Annotated in this window: 20 protein-coding genes and 2 pseudogenes; 12 read left to right on the forward strand and 10 right to left on the reverse strand. The window is 60.6% G+C overall.

The window, feature by feature from the left end; all coding sequences use genetic code 11:
- The first annotated feature begins 1 nt into the window (after position 1).
- Entirely contained in the window at positions 2 to 916 is a 915-nt protein-coding gene (gene ubiA / locus OIU37_RS05375; protein ID WP_264256316.1) for a 4-hydroxybenzoate octaprenyltransferase, read from the forward strand.
- A 22-nt stretch (positions 917 to 938) separates the two neighbouring features.
- Complete coding sequence (locus tag OIU37_RS05380; RefSeq protein WP_264256317.1) at positions 939 to 1,715, forward strand: phosphodiester glycosidase family protein; 777 nt, start codon at positions 939 to 941, stop codon at positions 1,713 to 1,715.
- A gap of 10 nt (positions 1,716 to 1,725) precedes the next feature.
- On the opposite strand, the gene OIU37_RS05385 is transcribed toward OIU37_RS05380, so the two are convergent.
- Together OIU37_RS05385 and OIU37_RS05390 are read right to left on the reverse strand one after the other, a co-directional pair.
- Positions 1,726 to 3,606 (reverse strand): ABC transporter ATP-binding protein, encoded by a 1,881-nt coding sequence (locus OIU37_RS05385; protein ID WP_264256319.1) that lies wholly within the window; start codon positions 3,604 to 3,606, stop codon positions 1,726 to 1,728.
- A 206-nt stretch (positions 3,607 to 3,812) separates the two neighbouring features.
- Positions 3,813 to 4,379, reverse strand: coding sequence for a nuclear transport factor 2 family protein (locus OIU37_RS05390; protein WP_264256321.1), 567 nt, complete (start codon positions 4,377 to 4,379; stop codon positions 3,813 to 3,815).
- Positions 4,380 to 4,468: 89 nt separating this feature from the next.
- On the opposite strand from OIU37_RS05390, the gene OIU37_RS05395 reads away from it, so the two are divergent.
- Both OIU37_RS05395 and OIU37_RS05400 read left to right on the forward strand, forming a co-directional pair.
- Positions 4,469 to 5,473 carry a LysR family transcriptional regulator gene (locus OIU37_RS05395; protein ID WP_264256322.1) on the forward strand — a complete coding sequence of 335 codons (1,005 nt, stop codon included), beginning with the start codon at positions 4,469 to 4,471 and terminating at the stop codon, positions 5,471 to 5,473.
- Positions 5,474 to 5,579: 106 nt separating this feature from the next.
- Positions 5,580 to 5,988 (forward strand): annotated as a pseudogene (locus OIU37_RS05400) (GFA family protein).
- 80 nt (positions 5,989 to 6,068) lie between these two features.
- Here the strand turns inward: OIU37_RS05400 and OIU37_RS05405 are convergent.
- The 3 genes from OIU37_RS05405 to OIU37_RS05415 all read right to left on the reverse strand — a co-directional run bounded on the left by OIU37_RS05405 (position 6,069) and on the right by OIU37_RS05415 (position 8,452).
- Positions 6,069 to 6,542, reverse strand: coding sequence for a VOC family protein (locus tag OIU37_RS05405; RefSeq protein WP_264256324.1), 474 nt, complete (start codon positions 6,540 to 6,542; stop codon positions 6,069 to 6,071).
- Between the two features lie 294 nt (positions 6,543 to 6,836).
- The gene (locus OIU37_RS05410) at positions 6,837 to 7,841 is read right to left on the reverse strand and encodes a carbon-nitrogen hydrolase family protein (protein WP_264256326.1); all 1,005 of its coding nucleotides are present in this window, start codon (positions 7,839 to 7,841) and stop codon (positions 6,837 to 6,839) included.
- A gap of 221 nt (positions 7,842 to 8,062) precedes the next feature.
- Positions 8,063 to 8,452 (reverse strand): VOC family protein, encoded by a 390-nt coding sequence (locus tag OIU37_RS05415; RefSeq protein WP_180694778.1) that lies wholly within the window; start codon positions 8,450 to 8,452, stop codon positions 8,063 to 8,065.
- A 192-nt stretch (positions 8,453 to 8,644) separates the two neighbouring features.
- On the opposite strand from OIU37_RS05415, the gene OIU37_RS05420 reads away from it, so the two are divergent.
- The 3 genes from OIU37_RS05420 to dapB all read left to right on the forward strand — a co-directional run bounded on the left by OIU37_RS05420 (position 8,645) and on the right by dapB (position 10,060).
- A complete protein-coding gene (locus OIU37_RS05420) occupies positions 8,645 to 8,860 on the forward strand; it encodes a hypothetical protein (protein ID WP_171602912.1) in 216 nt (71 codons plus the stop codon).
- A 62-nt stretch (positions 8,861 to 8,922) separates the two neighbouring features.
- On the forward strand, positions 8,923 to 9,276 hold the full coding sequence (locus tag OIU37_RS05425) for a hypothetical protein (RefSeq protein WP_264256330.1): 354 nt from the start codon (positions 8,923 to 8,925) through the stop codon (positions 9,274 to 9,276).
- Between the two features lie 13 nt (positions 9,277 to 9,289).
- The gene (gene dapB, locus OIU37_RS05430) at positions 9,290 to 10,060 is read left to right on the forward strand and encodes a 4-hydroxy-tetrahydrodipicolinate reductase (protein WP_264256332.1); all 771 of its coding nucleotides are present in this window, start codon (positions 9,290 to 9,292) and stop codon (positions 10,058 to 10,060) included.
- 14 nt (positions 10,061 to 10,074) lie between these two features.
- Here dapB and OIU37_RS05435 read toward each other — a convergent pair whose 3' ends face one another.
- The 3 genes from OIU37_RS05435 to OIU37_RS05445 all read right to left on the reverse strand — a co-directional run bounded on the left by OIU37_RS05435 (position 10,075) and on the right by OIU37_RS05445 (position 12,152).
- Entirely contained in the window at positions 10,075 to 10,995 is a 921-nt protein-coding gene (locus OIU37_RS05435; RefSeq protein WP_264256334.1) for an ornithine cyclodeaminase family protein, read from the reverse strand.
- Positions 10,996 to 11,093: 98 nt separating this feature from the next.
- Entirely contained in the window at positions 11,094 to 11,600 is a 507-nt protein-coding gene (locus OIU37_RS05440; protein ID WP_264256335.1) for a GNAT family N-acetyltransferase, read from the reverse strand.
- Between the two features lie 129 nt (positions 11,601 to 11,729).
- On the reverse strand, positions 11,730 to 12,152 hold the full coding sequence (locus tag OIU37_RS05445; RefSeq protein WP_240603004.1) for a hypothetical protein: 423 nt from the start codon (positions 12,150 to 12,152) through the stop codon (positions 11,730 to 11,732).
- A 314-nt stretch (positions 12,153 to 12,466) separates the two neighbouring features.
- On the opposite strand from OIU37_RS05445, the gene OIU37_RS05450 reads away from it, so the two are divergent.
- The 5 genes and pseudogenes from OIU37_RS05450 to OIU37_RS05470 all read left to right on the forward strand — a co-directional run bounded on the left by OIU37_RS05450 (position 12,467) and on the right by OIU37_RS05470 (position 16,381).
- The gene (locus tag OIU37_RS05450) at positions 12,467 to 13,870 is read left to right on the forward strand and encodes an aspartate aminotransferase family protein (protein ID WP_264256337.1); all 1,404 of its coding nucleotides are present in this window, start codon (positions 12,467 to 12,469) and stop codon (positions 13,868 to 13,870) included.
- Between the two features lie 74 nt (positions 13,871 to 13,944).
- Positions 13,945 to 14,264: pseudogene (locus OIU37_RS05455) on the forward strand (low molecular weight protein tyrosine phosphatase family protein).
- A 229-nt stretch (positions 14,265 to 14,493) separates the two neighbouring features.
- Positions 14,494 to 15,084 carry a hypothetical protein gene (locus tag OIU37_RS05460; protein ID WP_246813164.1) on the forward strand — a complete coding sequence of 197 codons (591 nt, stop codon included), beginning with the start codon at positions 14,494 to 14,496 and terminating at the stop codon, positions 15,082 to 15,084.
- A 109-nt stretch (positions 15,085 to 15,193) separates the two neighbouring features.
- Positions 15,194 to 15,457 carry a hypothetical protein gene (locus OIU37_RS05465; RefSeq protein ID WP_240603000.1) on the forward strand — a complete coding sequence of 88 codons (264 nt, stop codon included), beginning with the start codon at positions 15,194 to 15,196 and terminating at the stop codon, positions 15,455 to 15,457.
- 138 nt (positions 15,458 to 15,595) lie between these two features.
- Positions 15,596 to 16,381 (forward strand): class I SAM-dependent methyltransferase, encoded by a 786-nt coding sequence (locus OIU37_RS05470; protein WP_264256340.1) that lies wholly within the window; start codon positions 15,596 to 15,598, stop codon positions 16,379 to 16,381.
- Between the two features lie 67 nt (positions 16,382 to 16,448).
- On the opposite strand, the gene OIU37_RS05475 is transcribed toward OIU37_RS05470, so the two are convergent.
- Entirely contained in the window at positions 16,449 to 16,871 is a 423-nt protein-coding gene (locus OIU37_RS05475) for a TIGR02594 family protein (protein WP_240602998.1), read from the reverse strand.
- A gap of 501 nt (positions 16,872 to 17,372) precedes the next feature.
- Complete coding sequence (locus OIU37_RS05480) at positions 17,373 to 18,548, reverse strand: MFS transporter (RefSeq protein WP_264256343.1); 1,176 nt, start codon at positions 18,546 to 18,548, stop codon at positions 17,373 to 17,375.
- Between the last annotated feature and the right edge of the window lie 136 nt (positions 18,549 to 18,684).

Here is an 18,684-nt window from a genome sequence, read left to right on the forward strand (position 1 = left end):
CATGACGACTCTGAGCCGCCCCGATCTCAGCGATATCCACCGTGGCGACTGGGTGGATCGCCGGCTGCCGGCCGCATGGCGGCCATATACGCGGTTGGCGCGGCTGGATCGCCCGGTCGGAATATGGTTGACGCTCTTCCCGTGCTGGGCCGCCCTTATCCAGGCATCCCACGGTCTCCCGGACCTCAGGCAAATGGCGACCTTCTCTCTCGGCGCTCTTCTGATGAGAAGCGCCGGTTCCACGGTCAACGACATCGCCGATCGGAAGTTTGACGGCCATGTCGAGCGGACCCGCTTTCGGCCCTTGGCAAGCGGAGAGATCGCCACGCTGCCGGCCTTTATCTTCCTGACTGCTGAGCTCGCACTGGCAGCTTCGCTTCTGTTTTTCCTGACCCCTTACACCCGCCTCATCGCGATATGTGTGCTGCCGCTCGTCTTTGTCTATCCGCTCTGCAAGCGCTTCACCCACTGGCCGCAGGCGGTCCTGGGCGCGGCGTTCAATTGGGGGATGCTGATGGCATGGGCCGAGGCTGCCGGACATATCCCGGTCGGCGCCGTGCTGATGTGGGCCGGAGCCATCGCCTGGCAGATCGGCTATGATACGATCTATGCCTATGTCGATCTGAAGGACGACACCCGTCTTGGCCTGAAATCGACGGCAATCCTGTTCGGCCGGCACGGCAAGACCTTGATCGGCCTGTGCTATGCTCTGGCGGTCGGAGCGTGGTCGCTCGGGGGCTGGCTGTTGGAAATGTCGCCGTCTTATGCGATCGGAATGCTGGTGATCGTTGTCCATCTTGGCTGGCAGACCCAGCGGATCGACCTTGCCCGCCCGGACGTGAATTATCGCTTGTTCCTGGCGAATATCCTGATGGGGGTGCTGCTCGCCTGCACGGCGTTTTCAGGCACATGGTAAGCAGCTCGAGGACGCAGCACCGATGACCTACTTCAAACACAGCGTGCTCGCCGCGGTCGTGACGCTGGCAGCAACGATGACATCTCTGCATGAGGCGCATGCGCAACCATGCGAGCAGCGAACCTTCGAAGAAGCAAAATACGTCGTCTGCACGCTGGAGCCGGGCAAAGCCGACCTGCGATTATTCTGGAAGAATGCCGACGGCGCGCCATACCGCGCTTTTTCAAGCCTTGCCGAAGCCGTTCGCGCCGAGGGGCGAACACTGACATTAGCTGTTAACGCCGGGATGTATGGTGCCGATTTTTCGCCGATGGGACTCTATGTCGAGAACGGCAGGGAATTAAAACCCGCCAATACGACAGAGGCCGAAAGCTCCGCCGGTCAGGTACCGAATTTCTATAAGAAACCGAACGGCGTGTTCTTTCTGGGTGAAGCAAGCGCCGGCATACTCCCGACGGATGAATTTCTGAAGCATCGGCCCAAAGTGCGGTTCGCCACGCAATCCGGTCCGATCCTTGTCATCGCCAACAAGCTGAACCCGATCTTCATCGTCGGCTCGACCGACCGAACCCGCCGCAGCGGTGTCGGCGTCTGCGAGCGCGGCGCGGTTCGTTTCGCGATGAGCGAAGACGGGGTGAATTTCCACGATTTCGCACGGCTCTTCCGCGACCATCTGAAATGCCCGGATGCCCTGTTTCTCGATGGCGGACGGGGTGTCGGACTTTACAACCCCGAAATGGGCCGCAACGACCGGTCTTGGCACGGCGGTTACGGCCCTATCTTCGGGCTCGTCGAATAGCGCACTCGCATCAGGTCGCAGGCGAGGCCGACAAGGGTTCGTCGATATCTTCGGGAATGAAGCCGCCGGTCTGGCGTTTCCATAGGCGCGCGAACAAGCCGTCTTGTTCGACCAGTTCGTCCGGCCTGCCCTCCTCCACGATGCGCCCGTGGTCGAGCACGACGATCCGGTCCATCCTGGCGATGGTCGACAGGCGGTGGGCGATGGCGATCACCGTCTTTCCCTCCATCACAAGGTTGAGCCGTTCCTGGATGGCGGCTTCGGATTCGCTGTCGAGGGCGGAGGTCGCTTCGTCCAACACCAGGATAGGCGCGTCTTTCAGGAGAACGCGGGCGATGGCCACGCGCTGGCGCTGGCCGCCGGAGAGCTTGATGCCGCGGTCGCCGACGAAGGCGTCGTAGCCCCTGCGGCCCTCGCCGTCCGCGAGATCGGCAATGAAGCCATCGGCGCTTGCCATCTTTGCCACCGCTTCGATCTCGTCCTTCGTCGCCTCCGGCCGGCCGTAACGGATATTGTCGCCGACTGAACGGTGCAGCAGCGCGACGTCCTGCGCGATGACCCCGATGGCACGGCGAAGGCTTGCCTGCGTCACCTCGCGAATGTCCTGACCGTCGATCAGGATCGCGCCGCCGCGAATGTCGTAGAAACGTAAAAGCAGGTTTGCGAGCGTCGTCTTGCCGGCCCCGGAGAGACCGACCAGCCCGACCTTTTCGCCGGGCCGGACCATCAGCGATAGTCTGTCGATGACAGGCTTGCCTGACTTGTAGGCGAAGTCGACGTTTTCGAAACGGATCTCTCCCCGGCTGACCATCAGGCTTTTCGCATCAGGCCGGTCGGTAATGGTGGGCGGCGTCGTTAGGACGGGCATGGCGTCCTTAATCGTGCCGATCGCCTGAAAGATCTGCTGGCCCATCTGCAGAAAAGTGAAGGTGTGCCCAGACAACCGCTGGAGGATATAGACCGCGCCCACGAACTCGCCGACCGTCAGAAAGCCCTTGACGAGGCCCGAAAAGCCGATCGAAAGCATGGCGAGCCACAGCACCATGTTGAGCGCCACGACGATCAATTCCGACGTGCGGTAGATACGTTGCTCACTATGTTGCGTCTGCACGGATTTCTGAATGACGCGGCGTATTGCGCCCGCCTCGCTGTCTTCGGCCGCAAACTGTTTGATCATCTGCATGTTGGTGTAGAGATCAGTGATGGCGCCTGCGACAAGACTGCGCTGCTTGGCGGTACGGCGCGAGCGTTCGGCAAAGGTCGGCGCCATCCTGATGGCCAGCGCCACATTAAGCGCGATCCAGACGATAACAGGCAAGGCAAGCTGCCAGGACAGGCTCATGAGCAGGATCACCGAGCCGATCATCTGCAGCAGGAAACGCGGACCGGTCTGGAAGGCAATAATGATCTGCTGCTGGACGGAGGACACCACCTGTGACAGGCGTGAGGCGACCTGCCCGGCAAAAAGGTCGTGAAAGAAGGCGAGATCCTGCCGCTCCACCGCCTTGTGGCCCTGCCACTGGATGGCGGCTGGCATGCCGACGCCGAGCGTATGCGAGTTGAACGTGTTGAGTAGGAACGAGGCGATCGGCATACCCGGAAAGATCAGCAGCCCGAGGAAGGCAAGCAGTGGCCATTCGCTGTGTAGGAAAGCTGGCGCGCCCTTTTGCGTCACCCCGTCGACGATGACCGAAAGCCCCCAGATGATCGTCAGATTGATGGCCTCGATCGCCATGGAGGCAAGCGCGAGCGCAATCAGAACGCCTCGAAACATCGAGATGAAATGCAAAAGGACGGCCACCGGCCCCTTGGCCGGCAGCGGCCGGTAAGGGAGGTCGAGCGGCCGGATCAAGGTTTCGAAGGGACGATAGATCGCATCTGAAATCGACATGGGCCACTCGGATCAAAAATCGGGAGGAGGCGTGGACTCAGCTACGCTGGGTCGCAGAAAATCACCTTCCGGCCACCATCTCAATCAGAAATTTCAGAAAATCTCCCAACAGGCGTTTATCGTGAAAGGCTGACCGGCCCACATCCCCTTCATCGAACAAGCCACAGTTGCTTCCTATTCATCGATCGCTTCAATTCGGCCTGACATCATTCGCCTCGGGCGAGGACTGCGGCCTGTTCCAGCGAGATCTTCCCAACCAGGGGGTCGGCGTGACGATGGGCGAGCCGCCAGTCCGATCCATGCCGGCGATAGACCTGCGTGACGCGCAGCGACCAGTTCTGGTCCGGCAGGCCGCCAACCTCGCCATGCTGGCGCTCGATCATCACCAGTACGATTAGATCGCCGCAGACATAGGACTTTTCCACCTCCAGGGTTCCACCGCCGTTGCGGAAGTACCGAGCGAGTTCGGCCAGATGCTCGGGACTGTCGTCGAAGCCATGGCTGGCCGGGCCGCCGAATGGCTGCATCAGGGTGAAATCGTCATCGAGCTGGATGAGGCTCGCCCACCTTGTCATGTCGCCGGCCATGAAAGCCGCTGCCTGCTGTTCTGTCCGGCGGATGATGCCTGGCAACGCCTGATCGGATGCCGGGGTGGCATGCACGACGCGCCCTGTTGCAGCGATCGCCATCGTCAGGGCGGCTCGCCGGGATATGGTTGTGGCCTCGTGCACGGGTTGGTCGCCGCGCGCCGTTTTGTTTTTGAAAGAGGACATTGGATCTTCCTGTCGGTGGCCGGCAATACCGGAATGATGGTTATTTCTCACTTTCATCATGATGAATCCAATGATACGATTTCATCGATATGCTGAATCAAATTGATCTCTCCAGAATCGATCTCAACCTGCTCGTGCTGTTCGAGACTGTTATTGAGGAACGCCATGTCGGGCGTTCGGGGCAGCGGTTGAACCTCTCGCCTTCGGCCATCAGTCACGGCCTTGGTCGGCTGCGCATGTTGCTGGACGACCCGCTGTTTCTCAAAACACCGAAGGGTGTCGTTCCGACAGACCGGGCTGAGCGACTTGCCGCACCCATCGCCGATATATTGGCGCGCGTTCGCAGCGTGGTGGCGACAGCGGAGCCATTCGATCCAGCCCGCTCTCAGCGACGCTTTACGATCGGGGCGCCCGATGGCGTTTCGTCTGTGTTTCTGCCGCCATTGCTCGATCTATTGGCCAAGTCTGCTCCCGGCATCGCAATCAGCGTCCGGCAATTGCTGCCGAGACAGGGCGAGCCATCGCCAGATATGGCTTGGCGCGATGCGTTGGCCGCGTTGGAAGCCCGCGACATGGACATCGCCATCATTCCTCAGGCCGAATTTCCGGTCCGCTTCGCAAGCCTGCTGCTCTACGAGGAGGATTTTGTCATCGCCGCGCGTCAGGGCCACCCTTTCCTGACAGATCAGACGCTGGCCACCTACTGCGCCATGCGGCACCTAGTGGTCTCGCATATGGGCGATACACATGGCTTTGTCGACAATGTGCTGGCCAGCCACGGACACTCCAGACGCGTGGCGCTGACGGTGCCGAACTTCATGTTTGCGCTCGCCGTGCTTGCGGAAACCGACTTTATCTCGGCCTTGCCACGCCGCTTCGTCGAGATGCATACCGCGCGGTTCGGCGTCGTCAGCGTCAATCCTCCCCTGCCCCTCGGACGCTTCGCCATCAACGCGGCTGCACCGAAGGCGGCAATGCGTGACGAGGGCGTGGCCTGGCTCGTAAGGCTCCTGCAGGCATCCATCGGCAACGCGATAGATAAAACCCGCACTGACAGCGGAAGTCGTCCGGCTCCCATAAAGGCGGGCACTTGAGCCGCCGATAGCATAAGACCGGACACCTGGATCGCCCAATTGCGATCATCGCACGATTGAGGCAGGATGCCGTCCCTGAATAGAAAGCAGGATCGAACCGACGCTCATGCTGACGGGCTCATGTCATTGCGGCAAGGCAAGCTGGAAACTCGAAGGTGATCCGGGCTCGATTACCGCCTGCAACTGCACGCTCTGCCGACGCTACGGCACGCTGTGGGCCTATGACTACGAAGGAGAGCGCATCGCTCTCACCGGTGAGACCGCCTCCTACACCCGCGCCGACAGAGACGAGCCGTCTCTCGAAATATTGTTCTGCCCTTCCTGCGCCTGTGTCTTGAGCTGGCGCGGCTTGCGGCTTGCGGCTTCGAAAGGATGGCCGCAGGCGCATGGCTGTCAATATCCGGCTTGCGCCGCCGGATATCGTTCAGGATCTGACTATCGATCATTTCGATGGCCTGGATACATTTGAAGACCTTCCGTCCAAGGGGCGCTGCGTACGCGATCTCTGGTTCTGAGTCGACCCGCGAAGACGCCACCGAGCCGGATCGCATCAGATGCGAGCTCCTGGTAAAAGATCGTTCTGCGCGAAGCTGCCTCAGCCGCGCCGGGCGGCCTCGATCACCGCGACGTCGATCTTCCTCATGGTCATCATCGCGTCAAAAGCACGCTTTGCCTGACCGCCACCCGCCGCCAGCGCTTCGGAGAGGATGCGCGGCGTAATCTGCCAGGACACACCCCACTTGTCCTTGCACCAGCCGCACTCACTTTCCTGGCCGCCATTGCCAACGATGGCGTTCCAGTAACGATCGGTTTCTTCCTGATCATCGGTTGCGATCTGAAAGGAGAAGGCTTCGTTGTGTTTGAACACAGGACCGCCGTTCAGGCCGATGCAGGGAATACCCGCAACGGTGAATTCCACGACCAGGACGTCTCCCTGCTTCCCATCGGGATAATCCCCCGGCGCACGAATGACGGCGCCGACGGCGCTGTCGGGAAACGTGGCGGCATAGAAGCGGGCAGCAGTCTCGGCGTCCTTGTCGTACCATACGCAGATCGTGTTCTTTGCCATTGCATGATCCTCTCGCTCTTCGCTTGGCATTTTCGTTCTGAAATAAGAGGCAAACCGTCTTTCTCCAGCCCGGTACGAGCGATTTCACGCATATACTTGCCGAGCGCTGAATTGGTGGAGGCGCCGCCACATCTCTCCTCCCTCATCCCTGTGCTCGTCACAGGGATCCAGTGCGCCCAAGTCCTTGGGCGCAGAGATACCAAGCGGATGTGCGGGCGGCTGCGGAATCGTGGGTTACAATTTCGCAAATGCGGTCAGCATCGTCTCTACCCGCTTTGCTGGCGCGACGCGGCTCTAAAACATATCCCGCGCGTCGCTGCGCGGGTCGCCGTCAACGCGATGCGGCTCATAGAGGCCGCCCAGCGCTTTGCGCCGCCACGGCCGGGCAATATCCTCGGGATTGTCGTCGATATCGGCAAGCGATATCGCGGCCATTCCACCTGTAGGGCATTGCGCCGCCCACCGGCCACCGGGAGCGACGATCCCGGAAGGCACCGGATCGGCTAGGCCGGGATGTGCGAGTATGGAGAAACTCACCCAGTACCTGTTGCTCGCCGCATACCCCTGCACCTCGGCGGCGAAGGAGGTATCATTGGCCGACGTCCCCCCAGTGGACGAAAACAGCACGCAGTGGACATCGAGCCGCTCGTATTCGGTAAAAATTTGAGGAAAGTTGCACTCCATGCCGAGCGCACAGCCGAAACGAATGCCGTCGACCTCGAAGGTCACTGGTATCGAGCCCGGCGTGTACATGAAGGAGATCTTGGTGTTGGACAGCAGCCGCTCGTCGTAGCGCGTCACCAGTTCGCCGCGATCGGAGACGACATAAAGGCTGTTGTGCGGCCGGTGCGGCGGCGTCAGCGGATGCACCGAGCCGATGACCGTCCACAGTCCAAGCTCGCGTGCCAGCTTGCGCGTTGCATCCAGCTCCTCACGCAACACGGCCCATTCGAACCGCCGCCAATCGGACGGCCCGATCTCTCTCGGCCCGATTTCCGACATGATGCGCTTGTTAGGCGATGATGTCGTCCCTTCGGGAAAGTGGATGAGCCGCGCGTCCGCCTCTCGCGCCTGCCTCATCAGCAGGCGCATCTCCTGCCCGCTTTGGCGAAGCTTGTCGATATCGCGGGGATCGTCCGCATAGGTGGTCTGCGCCACGGCCAGACGCAGGCGTTTCACCTCAGGCGCTGCGTCATTCGCCGATTTGGGGAGAACATGCATGCGGGCGGCGGTGTAGGATTCACCCGTCTTGGCGGCGCGCGCACGCACCCGCCGCTTGAAATTTCCGTTCTCAGTCATATCATGGCCTCTCACGTTCCGGACATCGTTCCCCAGCAACAGGCCCGAAACATCAGGACCAAGGATCACGACCCGAGACGAAAGTCCCTTTGCCTCCGGTTGAAGACCCTGCTGGGGAAGGTCTAGGGAGGTTCGGCGTTAGGCCACGCCGAAGCAAAGATGCCGAGGCGGCCGCGATTCGTCAATTCGGAGAATGGCCGGGATCGGCCGGCGCCAAGGCCCTACTTCGGGTGGTCCACCTTATCCACTCGCCATGGCGGATCGGTGCGGTTCGATCCGGCGAAATAGAGGATGATGCGGTTGCCGCCGGGGTCGAACAGCTCGACTTCACGCCAGAGCCAACTCTTGTCCTCTGGCCCGGTGACGAAACGAAGACCAGCCTCGCTGAGGCTGCCGACCGTCTCGTCCAGCTTCTCGCACTCGAAATACACCGTGGTTCCACCACCGCCACTTTCGCCCTGATGCAGGGAGAAGGTGCTGTCCCCGTCCGGGCAGACGAAGCGTGCATAGCGAGGACGAGCGTCGACGATGGGCCTGAGACCGAGAGCGCAGTAGAAGTTCCAGCCCGCATCGAGGTCAGGCATGGTAACGGTTACCTGGTTCAGGCGCATGATCTACCCTCCTCGGTTGAATTCGTCCAACGACGCAGCGGTTTGGCACCACGACACACATAAAAACAAAGAGCTGAAGCCGTCGCATGAATCAAATTCTAAACAGCGCGCTTTTTGTGTCCTCGACACAAAACTCGTGTCAGACTGGTCTCGCTGCGCATACGCCTGCACCCGATCGAAAGGCCCGAAGCCATGCACAAGTTCACCGTCACCATTGCCCGCGAGATCGAGGCCGACACCGCCGAGGAAGCCGCCCTGCTTCTGTATCAGGAACTATCAAGGGGACCGGTCCCTGACCGCTACGCGGTCACCGACGAGACGAAGGCGACCACGGAGGTGAGGCTGGACCGGGAGAAGGCCGATGAATTCGCCAGCATCGATCACACCGCCGACCCCGGCAACTGGTAAACCTCAGCTGACCCGCTGGGACTGGCCGACATCCCATCGATAGCAGTCTTTGAGAAAACCTTATGGAATATGATCCGCATTACCCGACAATCTTGCCGGAGTTCATCGCGCTTTCGTTCGTCTTCGTTTTGAACATCCTGATACCTGTTTCAGCTATTTTCGCTGCGCGAAGGCTCAAGCGGCGCAGATGGCTGCCACACACAATCGCATTTCTATGGGTGTTCTTCTCGCCGTTGACGCTCGCCATATTGACGACGCCAACGATGGCGCCAGACGAAGTTGGCGGACCTGGCGATGGCTTCATGGTACTTCCGATCTTGTGGGAAACGCCATTGGTACTCGTTGTTTATGCTATCGTTTTGCTTGGTCTGCGTGCAAAACGCCAAAACGTCTCCGCACCACACCTGTCCTCCTGAATTAGGAAAGACCGTGATTTCACCAATCAAAATAGCCGTCGCCGGCGCGAACGGCCGCATGGGGCGCGCCATCCTGCCGCTACTGACGACAGATCCGGCTTTTGCGTTCGTCGGCGGCATTGGCCGTGAGGACTCCATGGGTGCCGGGCTGATCGACCGTTCGGCTGCGGTTAAGGCGGCCGACGTGATCCTGGATTTCACGACGGGACGCGCTGCCGCCGAACTTGCCGGCTTGTGCGCGTCGGCCGGCGGACCGGCCCTGGTGATCGGGGCGACGGGTTTCGAGCCGGATGAACTCCAACGGATCGCAGAGGCCGCCCGCGGGATTCCGATCCTGCGCTCCGGCAATTTCTCCATTGGCGTCAACATGCTGGCCGGCCTCGTCGCCCAGGCCGCGCGCACCCTTCCCGCGCATGGCTGGGATATCGAAATCCTCGAAGCCCATCACAACAAGAAGATCGACGCGCCGTCCGGCACGGCGCTGATGCTTGGCGAAGCGGCCGCCGAGGGCCGTGGCGTTTCTCTTGCATCCGTCGAGCGGCGCGGGCGCGACGGCATTACCGGCGAGCGCCCGCCCGGCGAAATCGGCTTTGCCGCGTTGCGGGCCGGCGGGATCGTTGGAGAACACAGCGTGCTGTTTGCCGCCGCCGAGGAGGTCGTGACACTCTCGCATTCGGCTCTCGACCGCGGCATGTTCGCCCGCGGCGCGCTTGCCGCCGCCCGCTGGATCGCAGGGCGCGCACCCGGCGAATACGCCATGGGAGATGTGCTGGGTCTGCCGTGAATAGGGGAAACGACTCACAGTATATCAAGGATTGCCAAGGCGACGACGACCTCGGTTCCAGCCAACCCGACGGAGCAAAACAGCGTCGTATCGCCAGGCGATCCTCTCCCGGCCGCTTTCCCGGCAATGATATCGGCAAGGTCGGCCATGCGATGCTCATTGCCGGAGCCGGCCAGGAAAAAGGGCGAAGCATAGGCGCGCGTCTGTTCGGAAGAGTCCGTCGCAATCACGGCTGCGACATTGGCGATATCCAGGCCGAGTTCGTATCCCTCACACGTTTTCGGGCCGACGGTGTTGACGTGCACGCCGGGCTTCAAATCCCTGGCCTGAATGACGGGCGTTCGGCTCGTCGTCGCGCAGATGACGATGTCGGCGTCATCGACGGCTTCTGAGGCGCTGCCGGCAGGCTCCACTTCAATACCCAAGACCTGCTGCATCTCAGCTGCAAAGGCGGCGCGATTTTTCTCGTCGCGGCTATAGACGCGGGCGCGGTCAAGGTTCCGAACGGCGGCAGCCGCGGCGAGTTGGGTTCGCGCTTGTGCTCCGCTGCCGAGTATCCCCACGGTCCTGGCATCCGGCGCACTGAGATGGCGGATGGCGAGACCTCCGATCGCACCCGTCCTGAGGTTGCCGAGGCGCTCTCCAAGAATAATGCCCTTGAGCTTGGCGTCGTCGGCCGACCATACCGCGACGATCTGCGAATGCTCCGCCCCGTCGAATGTTTCATAGACCCGGAAGCCCGCGAGCGGTTTCTCGCCGAGGATGCCGCCGACGGTGAAGACGAGATCGCCGCGCTCGGGAAACGAGACATGGTGCCGGGGCGGAGAGATCAGTCGATTGTCGGCTCTCGCGAGAAAAGCGGTCTCGAGAGCATCGATCGCGATCATCATCAGCGAGCTGCCGACCAGATCCTCGTCTTTCAGAATTTTAGTCACCGCCAAACCTCCAGGCATGCCGGCATGCTGCAACCCCAACCCCGCTTGAGGTCAATAGGTCGCGCAAGCCGATATGCGTTGAGCCATCCGCGTGAGACCTAACCGACCAAACGGCGAGCCATCATGACGTCGTCGATCTCCCTGCCCTCCTCCAGAACCCCGCCGGGAATCCTGCCGATCTCGGAGAAGCCTTCCCGCTGATAGAAGCGTATTGCCGCCGGGTTCTCCGCGCTGACGAAGAGTTCCAGCTGCAGGATGCCGATATCGCGCGCGTGATCGGCCACCGCGCTGAGCAGCTTGCCGGCAAGGCCCGTTCCGCGCATGCTCCTTCTCACGTAAACCATGATGATCGTCGCACGATGGGCCATCTTGCTCGACCGCTGTCGAACTAGGCCGGTTATGCCAACGGGTTCGTCACCCTGAAAAGCGATGAAAACCGGCTCATTCAGGCGATTGCGCCACTCCTCGAGAGAAAGAGCCTCCCAGTCCTCGTAGCGGTTTGCAAAGAGGGACGGTTCGGTACGAAGCGCTTCCAGACGGATGCGCCGGAAAGCCTCCACTTCGTCTGCCTGGATATGCCTGATCGTCGTGCCGCTTCCATCCATCGGGACCTCCTGCAAGATGAGAGGTACTCTCAATACAGATGGTCCCAGCCGTCAACCAGGGAAGCTTCATAGTTCAGCATATGCTCGAAGTTACGAAATCGAACGGAAATCCGTCATCTCAGGCGCCGGTCACTGCGCCGGACTCCCCAGCCGGCCACCCTTCCGGACGACCGGTTCGCCGGTCGGACTAACCACCGATTGATCGGGCGGCCTCGTAGCCGGTTCGCCGGTTGGCCCGACCACCGGTTCACGGGCTGGCCCGTCGACCGGCCGGCCGGTGGATCGGACAACCAAGGGATCGGCTGGCTGGACGGCGGATTGATCTGTTGTTCGCCTGGGCACCGGCTCGCCGGTTGGTCGGACCGATTGCTCGGTTGGGCCGCCGGCTGGCTCATCAGTTGAGCCGACCACCGATTGATCGGTTGGCTTGTCGATCGTGAAAGGTACAACTTCATGGATAATAAAGAGAAGAACCATCCCGACCAACGTGCATGTCAGCGCGTAGAGAAGGAAATATTTCAGTGCATATCCCTCGCTGATTGGCAGCACCAACTTGACAATGGCGCAAATGATATTTCCACATCATTGAACGATACTTGCAGCGAAGGCAATCATTTTCAACAAGAGCCGCAAAATTTGAGAAATGGACAACACTGGATAAGGTAGTTATTGTAGATATTTAGGAAGCGCCTCCCCGATGCTCAATTTGTCTTGAGGTCTCGGCAAGGCCGAGGGAGGGCCCTGGAACCCAGATCCGAGATCTGCCAGGCGAAGACAGCCTCGGCGATATGGGCTAGATTGTGTGTGCCGGCAGCCTGCTTTCGAGGGTAAGTCCCTCTAGGATCGGTGGCGGCAGGGGGATCCGCATGACGGCCATTGCATCTCTGTTTCAGGAAGCCGCCCGCCTTGCGGCAGGATTCCGGCAGGCAGCGCCCGCCCGCCATATGCCCATCCACGACTACTCAGCCTCGCTTGCCTGTTTCGAAGAGCCGCTGCCGGCGGCCGGTTCCGATATGCTTGATGTCATCAGGCGTCTCTCGCACGGCGCCGAACCCGGGCTGCATGCAACCACTGGGCCGCGCTTTTTCGGCTGGGTCATCGGCGGCTCACATCCAGTCGGCGTCGCCGCCGATTTCCTCACCAGCGCCTGGGGCCAGAATGCCGGAAACCATGCCGCCGCCCCGGCCGCGGCCGCAGTCGAGACCGTCGCGGCGAGATGGCTTCTCGATCTCCTGAAGCTGCCGGCCGAAAGCTCGGTCGGCTTCGTCACCGGCGCGACGGTGGCGAACTTCACCTGCCTTGCCGCCGCCCGCGGCGAGGTACTGCGCCAGGTGGGCTGGGATGCCGATGCAAAGGGCCTGTTCGGGGCGCCTGAGATTACCGTTCTGATCGGCGACGACGCCCACACGACCGTCTTCTCCGCGCTTCAGTTCCTCGGCCTCGGCCATGATCGCGTGCTGCGCCTGCCCACCGATCCGGTAGGTCGGATAGACCGCGCCGCGCTGGCGGGCACGCTCGATACGGTCTCTGGACCGGTCATCGCAATTCTCCAGGCGGGGCAGATCAATACTGGCGCCTTCGACGATTTCGCCACCATCATCCCACTGTTGAAGGCGAAGCGCGCCTGGGTGCATGTCGATGGCGCCTTCGGGCTCTGGGCGCAGGCGTCAGCGAAGACCAGCCACCTCAGCCGCGGCATCGAAGCGGCCGACAGCTGGGCGACAGACGGCCACAAGTGGCTGCAGACGCCCTATGATTGCGGCTATGCGATCGTTCGCAACGAACTCGCCCATCGCCGCGCCATGACGATCGCCGCAAGCTACCTGCCGCTCGCCGGCGAAGGCGAACGCGATCCCTCACACTACGTGCCCGAGCTTTCGAGAAGGGCGCGCGGTTTTGCCACCTGGGCGATGCTGAAACATCTCGGCCGCGACGGCATCGCCGCCCTTATCGATCAGTGCTGTGCCTCGGCTCGGCTGGTGGCCGATCTCCTGTCGCAACAACCGGGCATCGCCATTCTGAACGAGGTGACACTGAACCAGCTTGTCATCCGCTTCGGAGCGGACCTGCCCTCCGAAGAAGGCGACGCGTTGACCCGAAAGACGATCGAAAAAATCCAGGCAGACGGCATGATCTTCGCCGGCGGCGCCAAATGGCGCGGCCGCGACGTCCTGCGCCTCTCCGTCACCAATTTCCAGACGACATCAAATGAGGCCCAACTCGCCGCCCAAAGCATCATCGCCGCATTCAAGAGTGTGAGCGGCGGCTGACGCAACTACTGCCTTGGTTCGCTGGGACACGGAATTGTGCTATCGCCGGCTCTGTTCACTTGAAGAGAGAAACCGTGAAAAACGTCCTGTTCGTCTGCAGTCAGAACAAGCTTCGCAGCCCGACGGCCGAACAGGTCTTCGCCAGCTGGCCTGATATCGAAGTCTCCTCGGCCGGCACGAACAATGATGCCGAAAATCCGTTATCGAACGAGCTGATCGAATGGGCCGATATCGTCTTCGTCATGGAGAAGGCCCACCGTACGAAAGTCCAGGGCAATACCGGTCAGCTCTTAAAGGCAAGCGGCTGATATGCCTAGATATTCCCGACGATTACGATTTCATGGATCCTACGCTCGTGCAACTGCTGAAGGTGAAGGTACCCCGGTATCTCTAAGCCCGCTCATGCGACCGCAAAATCACCGCCTTCGAGAGTTTCAGCAGCGGCTGACGCAACCCGATGCCAAGTCCGCGCAAAGCCCCGGCCATTAACGCAAACAGCGAATAGTTCCCGCCGCAGGAATCAGCTTCGTGACAGTTCCCACGCGCTCCGGTATTGCCAGCCGGTCAAACGCGATCAGAAGGTGAAGAACCATGACGATCCAGCTTATCGGAAGCGAAAAATCATGATGAAAAGCCGCCTTGCTTCGTTGTTCATTGCCGCCCTTCTGCCTGTTGCCGCTCATGCAGCCGATTGTCCGTCAGCCGACACGGCCGGTAGGGGTTTCGTGCTTGAGAATGGCGGTGCACGGAGCGAGTTCAGCAAGGCGGAAGGGCAGATCGTCAAATCAGTCAATCATTTCAGCGACTCATCGCAGCAGACGGTATTTTCGTTTGCCGGCCTGTTCGATCTGGCCCGGTTCAGCAAAAGCGAACAATATGCGATGCACCCCTTGTCCGATCTCAGCCGCATCGTTCCGCTGAAGAAAGGTGCGCGCGCCAACATTGCTTTCGTGCAGCTCGGCCCAAACGAGCTTGCCGATACGCGCTGGAACCTGGAACTGACCGTCGCCGGACAGGAAACCTTTAGTCTCGGGGAATGCAAATACAAGGTGCTCAGGATCAAGCAGGTGACCAAGAATGGCAACGAGCAGGTCGACGTCTTGAGCGTGCTCTACTCGCCTGATCTCCAAGCCACCTTGGCGAAGGTCTATGATGAAGGCACGGCCGATGAGTACACGGTCCGCTACGACAGTATCCAGTCCCTGACGCAGTAACGAATGCTACGCATCGACTATTGACACGTTTTCGGGCAAGCCTAGGTCTTCTCTTCTCGGTTGAGGAATCAGGATGCGCAGAGGAAACAGGCTGCATGCCGCGGCCAGAATGGGCGCCATCGTAGTGCCAGTGCTGATTTCGGTTTGCGCAGCACCGCTGTTTCTCATCTTCAGCTTCTTCGGCCTAGCGGCATGGGCTGACTATTCCTCGCGCGGCTGTCCTGATGCCAATCAGTGCGAGGATGCCGTGACCGTGATGTGGCTTAGTGGCTTTATGTCATTCGCCTGCGTTACGGTCGTTGTCGTGTTCGTTTGGCTGATCTTTTGTTCGGACCGACGACGTCGAAACGAGAAGGCGATCGAAACGAAATGACAGCTTCACGCCTCCCTTCCCTCAATCCATTTCATGCGACGGGGTTGCTTTAACGCTATCCGTTTAGCACTGTCTTCCCATTGTCACCCGCTCCGCCTATAGCTCCCCGCCCATCCCGATCGAGCAAGGAGGAGAGCCATGAACGCCAATGATGTCGCCGCCCATTGGGAGAGCAATGCCGAGACCTGGACGATCTATAGCCGCGCCGGTTACGACAAGTATCGCGACGCGCTGAACACGCCGGCCTTTCTGAAGATGCTGCCGCCGGTCGCAGGCCTTGCCGGGCTTGATCTCGGCTGCGGTGAAGGTTCCAACACCCGCGCCGTCGCTCGCCTCGGCGCCCGCATGATCGGTCTCGACATCGCTCCGACCTTCATTCGTTATGCCCGCGAGACCGAGACGCAAGCGCCGCTCGGCATTGCTTACGTGCTCGGCGACGGCCAGAGCATCGATTTCCCGGAGGCGAGTTTCGATTTCGTCACCGCCTTCATGTCGATGATGGACATGGCCGATCAGAGCCAGGTGCTGAAGGGCATCCACCGCGTCCTGAAATCGGGCGGCTTCCTGCAATTTTCGATCCTGCATCCCTGCTTTGTGCCGCCGACGCGCCGCAACATCCGCAATCAGGCCGGCGAGCCCGTAGCCGTTGAGATCGCCGATTATTTCGACGAGAGCGACGGCCGGGTCGAGCACTGGATTTTTTCCTCCATCCCCGAGAAAGAACGGGCGACGCTGACGCCCTTTGCCATTCCGCGTTTTCACCGGACGCTGTCAACCTGGGTGTCGATGATCGTCGAAGCGGGGCTGACGATCGAAGCTTTCGGCGAGCCCATGGCGTCAGTCGAGGTGGCGCTCGCCGAGCCAATAGTCGCCGATACCCGCATCGCGCCGATCTTCCTCCACATCAGGGCGCGCAAGGCGTAAGGCCTGTTTTCCCGCCGCCACCGAGGTTTGGAGGAGGGTGAGTTCTCACCCCGGTTCTCACCCAACATCATCGTCGCACGGCGACCACCGAGCTGGCGCGATAGCGCGACAGCTGGACCCGGTTGGATTGGTTGCCGCCGAACAGGTAGACGTACTGCCGGCGCTGATCGATGTGATCGAACAGGCTCACATGAAAGCGCCGGCCGGTGCGAATCACCACGACATCCCCTCGCCTGGCGGAGCGGACGCCGACCGGCTTACCGAACTTCCTCCAGGACGCCGCCATGTTGGGGTTGGGCGGCGGTTGCCGCGAAGATCGCTTGGCGACAAAGGCCAGGAACGCCCCGCACCACGATACCCTGCGCGGATTGATGCTGAGGAAAGAGATGGAGCGTTCGTGCATGCTTTTGTATCGGGACGCCGTAACGAGCATGTCTGCCTCACAGGGCACGGCAAGCGCCGTGAGGACGATGACGAGAATAACCTTCATAGTTACCCACCATTGTTTGTATAATGTTGAAATTCCGAAATGTGGCGAAGAATAAAACAGGCGCGGCAACGTAGATGCGAATTATGGCGTGATTTAGAAACAACTAATACTGGCATTTTGGCGGCAGAAATTTGTCCGAAGCGAGGCGCGGAAGCTCCGTAGGCGAGCCTGCCTTTTGGCCGGACGCCACCATCGCAAACCCCGCAAAACATAGGTTTTGTTGGATCGAAGGCTGGAAGTTTCGCCATCCCAACCAGGTCTATTCAGACGAGATGGACTGCGTCGCAATGCTTGAGCAGCAAAACCATTCGCCAAGAGTTGACGATAATGCGCGGAATTAGCTCCTCACCTATACGAGCTATATTTCCCGATGGCCGCTCATAATACTTCGACGTAATGGGAAATACATCGCTCTCGCCCAATTCACCAACAAAAGCCGGAGGTTGCCCCTCCGGTTGCGGACGCGAACGAGCGTAGGACAGCGGAGGCCGGCGTGGCGTGTCAACCGTGTGGTTGCGCCGGTTCGGGTTGGCCTGTGACCGGGGCAGGATCCGCGGCAAGTGCCCTGGTGACCAGCAGTGCTGCGGCGAGAACAGGCACGACCGCCCAGTACGAAAAGCGGATGCCGAAGTGTTCGGCAACGAAACCGAGCAGTGGCGGCCCGGCGAAAAACACAAGGAACGTCGTCTGCCCGAGCGCTGCAACGTTGACGGGTGCAGGTCGATCCGTGCGGCGGGCCGCAGCAGAAATGGCAAGCGGATAGACCGAAGAACAGCCGATACCCGTCAGGCCAAAGCCTGCGAGCGCGACAACAGGATGTGTCGCCGTCGCAACCAAGACAAGACCGACGGCCGCGATCCCGAGGAGGGTTATTGCGACGGGGCGTGGATTGAAGCGGTCGATCACAGAGTCCATGCCGAGCCGTCCGATGGCGATGAACGAGGAGAAAATGGCCACGCTGAGCCCGCCGACGAAGGGTTCGACCGCGAATACGTCGCGCATATAGATCGCCGACCAATCGACGCTTGCGCCTTCGGCAAGAAGCGGAGCTGCGCCTATGAGGCAAAGGGGAAGCAGCCCGATCGTGGGAAAAGCGACGAGCGGAGCATCGCCGGGGTGAGCGTCCTGCCGCCGAGGCGCATTCTCGATCCCGGAGAAAACGATCGACCCGGCAATCAAAACCGTCACCAGGACCATGAAGGTATGCAGTTCGATGGAAACGGCGGCCTGCCGCATGCCGGCGGCAACAAGGGCGGTGATGCAGAATCCGAGGCTCCACATGCCGTGAGCCCGGCTCATGATGCGGTACCCGAGCAACGCCTCATGGCGATCGGTTTCGATATTGGCGTTGATCTCGAATGCGCCGGCGAAAATGCCGGCAATAAAGAACAATGGCATCGCCAGGGGAACAGAAGGCATCCAGGGGATCAGTGCGTAAAACAACGCCGCACCGAAGACGGTGACGAAGGCCGTTGTGCGCGCACCAAGCCTCTCGATGAACCTCGCCGAGAACGTCAACCCGCAGAGAACCCCGAGCGACATGATAGCGAGCAAAAGTCCCAGCTCTCCTTCGGTCAGGCTATATTTGATCTGAATGTCAGGCAGCCGCGAAAGAAACGCACCCACGGAAAGGGCCACGGCAAACTGAATGAAGAAAATACGATGGTGCGGCTTCATCTCGGGGATTCTGCTCCGATTGGCGGGATTGAAGTCCAACTATCCCCAGTGGGATAGCTGGACATTCCGACGAAATGGCGACTGGCTCAGAAACCCGCGGTTCCCGCATTGTCGACCACCATGCTGACAGCCCCTG

The organism is Rhizobium sp. BT-226, assembly GCF_025847085.2.
GTDB classification, from domain to species: Bacteria; Pseudomonadota; Alphaproteobacteria; order Rhizobiales; family Rhizobiaceae; genus Rhizobium; species Rhizobium sophorae.